Raw genomic sequence first — 2,485 nt, 5'->3', positions numbered from 1 at the left:
TTTGTGAACATTTGATATTTTAAGTATCAGCAGAACTAGTCTGCTGTGCACTTTCATCAAACGTCCACACTTATCGACTGTTAATTTTTAAAGAACTTTATTCGGTACTGCCTGCTGAAGAAGCGTTGTGTTCATCAGCGAAGAGGCAAGATTATGAAGTGTTTCGTTTATCTCGTCAAGCCTGTTTTTTTTCTCGCTTCACTTAGCAACATGTGCTGTGTTCTGCGAGGGGGCGAACTATAGCAAATGCTCACCCGAATTGACAAGGACTTTTTGCAGGTCTCGTCAGGCGTTATGGATGACAACGTCCACGCGCTTGTGTACATCCTCGGCAAATGCCAGGAATTCGCGCATCTCGTCTGGCTGGCTGACGTCCAGCACATACCACTCGGCCGAACCGCCAGCCTTGCGGATCTCGGTAACCAGGGCGGTTAGTTTGCTGGAACGGCGCGCACCGAGCACGACGTGATGTCCCTCGCCAGCCAGCTGGCGCGCCGTGGCCGGACCGCTTCCCCGGCAGGCGCCGGCAATCAGGATGACCTTTCGATGTGTTTGAATAGCTGCTGTCATGACGCGCTCCTTTCAAAGCAATAACACCAGACTGCATCTTACGGCCTCAAGCAAATGCTGCGAATGCACATGCCTATGCACTTATTGCCTAATCCTATAAAAGCGCAGCACATTGGTGGCGACGAGGTGCAGAATCATGGATCATTCCTATTCATCAGTGAATTTGGAAGGAGCCAGCGTGAAACGCATGATCGCCCTACATCAACAGCTAGCGCATGCCGAGGGCTATACCTTGACGGCGCTGGACGACGTACGCTTGACGCGCTCGAACTGCAGCACCACCAAGACGCCGGCCATGTCCGATCCTTGCATCGCCATCGTGCTGCAGGGACGCAAGCGCGCCTACTTCGGCAACGACGTACTGGAATTCGACGCGGACCATTATCTGGTGGTCGCGGTGCCCATGCCCTTCACCAGCGCCACCGAGGCCACCGAGGAAGAACCCTTCCTGGGGTTGTCGATTCGGGTCGACCGCACCACCCTGGCCGATCTGATGTTCGCCATCGATCAGATCCAGAACGAGCTACCCGCCATGCCCAAGGGCATGATGACCACGCGCATGGATGAGCGCCTGAGCGAGACCGTGCTGCGCCTGCTTGAAGCGCTGAACTCGCCTCTGGAGGCGCGCGTGCTCGGCCCGGGCATTGTGCGTGAAATTTGTTATCGTGTGCTGATGGGGGAGCAAGGCGCGGCAATGCGCGCGGCGCTGACCAGCCAAGGTCAGTTCGGACGGATCGCCAAGGCGCTGCGCCGCATCCACGCCGACTACGCTGCCGACATCGACGTCGGCACGCTGGCGGCCGAGGCTAGCATGAGCGTGCCGGCCTTCCATGTGCATTTCAAGGCGGTGACGCAATGCTCGCCTATCCAGTACCTGAAGTCGGCGCGCCTGCACCAGGCCCGGCTCCTGATGGCGCGCAACGATATAACTGCCCAAGCGGCATCGGCCCAAGTCGGCTATGAAAGCCCGTCTCAATTCAGCCGCGAGTTCAAACGCTACTTCGGCCGCAGCCCTGGCGAGGAAGCCAGCGCAATGCGGCGTCATCTGGCGGTGCGGCCGGCGCAAATGACAAGCTTTCCTTAGGCCGCTCCCCGAACCACGAAGGTTGATTTTAAAATAATTACACGATAGTATGCGGCGATGCTGGCATTGCAAATTAGTCAATGCTGCATTTTCTATCAGGAGTAATATGCGATCTATCCTTTGTGGCGCCGCGGCGCTTGCGGTATTGGGCGCGGTCACGCCCGCGTTTGCGGCATCCTTCGAGCCAGGCACGTATGTAGGTGTCGATCTCGCCCGCGCCTCTGTTTCATCGAAATATGCCGACAGCAGCAACGATATCTCGCTGAGCGCCACGGCCGGCTACCAGTACACGCCCAACCTGGGTTTTGAAGTTTATACGCGCAGCCTGAGCTTCTCACCCTTCCGCGGTTTTTTGTCCAAGCCCGGCTATTACCCGGATCGTCACTACGGCATTGCGTTGATGGGGACCCTGCCGCTAGATTCGCACTTCAGTTTGTTCGGCCGCGCCGGCGTCGGACGCACGACAATGAAAGCTACCCGCTCCTCGACGGATGACCGTACCGATACCGATCCAATGTTCGGCTTGGGCGCTCGCTACGCCTTCAACCGCAGCTGGTCGCTGAGCCTGGAAGGCAGCTACCTCACCAAGAGCGAGGTCTCACTGATCTCGTTCGGCGCACGCTACCAGTTCTAACATGAAGCGCGGCAGTGCCGCGCTGAAATGGCCCTAGAATTTTAGACGCAAAAAAGCCCGCTCAGTTCACTGAGCGGGCTTCTTCTTATAACTAGCCTGACGATAACCTACTTTCACACTGGTTGCAGCACTATCATCGGCGCAGAGTTGTTTCACGGTCCTGTTCGGGATGGGAAGGGGTGGGACCAACTTGCTAT

3 protein-coding genes and 1 rRNA gene are annotated in these 2,485 nt (G+C 57.0%); 2 read left to right on the top strand and 2 right to left on the bottom strand.

The features are described from left to right. Positions 1-285 precede the first annotated feature (285 nt). Positions 286-570, bottom strand: coding sequence for an SDR family NAD(P)-dependent oxidoreductase (locus ACUJB0_RS31675; protein ID WP_117015933.1), 285 nt, complete (start codon positions 568-570; stop codon positions 286-288). A 187-nt stretch (positions 571-757) separates the two neighbouring features. On the opposite strand from ACUJB0_RS31675, the gene ACUJB0_RS31670 reads away from it, so the two are divergent. Both ACUJB0_RS31670 and ACUJB0_RS31665 read left to right on the top strand, forming a co-directional pair. Further along, complete coding sequence (locus ACUJB0_RS31670; protein WP_444848728.1) at positions 758-1,654, top strand: AraC family transcriptional regulator; 897 nt, start codon at positions 758-760, stop codon at positions 1,652-1,654. Positions 1,655-1,760: 106 nt separating this feature from the next. Continuing rightward, complete coding sequence (locus ACUJB0_RS31665; protein ID WP_444848727.1) at positions 1,761-2,288, top strand: porin family protein; 528 nt, start codon at positions 1,761-1,763, stop codon at positions 2,286-2,288. A gap of 94 nt (positions 2,289-2,382) precedes the next feature. On the opposite strand, the gene rrf is transcribed toward ACUJB0_RS31665, so the two are convergent. After that, positions 2,383-2,485 (bottom strand): 5S ribosomal RNA (gene rrf, locus ACUJB0_RS31660); the annotation flags it as partial.

The sequence above is a fragment of the Duganella caerulea genome (assembly GCF_040362985.1).
Taxonomy (GTDB): domain Bacteria; phylum Pseudomonadota; class Gammaproteobacteria; order Burkholderiales; family Burkholderiaceae_D; genus Rugamonas; species Rugamonas vulcania.
This window is presented reverse-complemented; position numbering and strand designations above follow the sequence as displayed.

Excerpts from the sequence above, each read along its gene's own strand:
- ACUJB0_RS31675 (WP_117015933.1), bottom strand. The coding sequence starts at position 570 with ATGACAGCAGCTATTCAAACACATCGAAAGGTCATCCTGATTGCCGGC.
- ACUJB0_RS31670 (WP_444848728.1), top strand. The coding sequence starts at position 758 with ATGATCGCCCTACATCAACAGCTAGCGCATGCCGAGGGCTATACCTTG.
- ACUJB0_RS31665 (WP_444848727.1), top strand. The coding sequence starts at position 1,761 with ATGCGATCTATCCTTTGTGGCGCCGCGGCGCTTGCGGTATTGGGCGCG.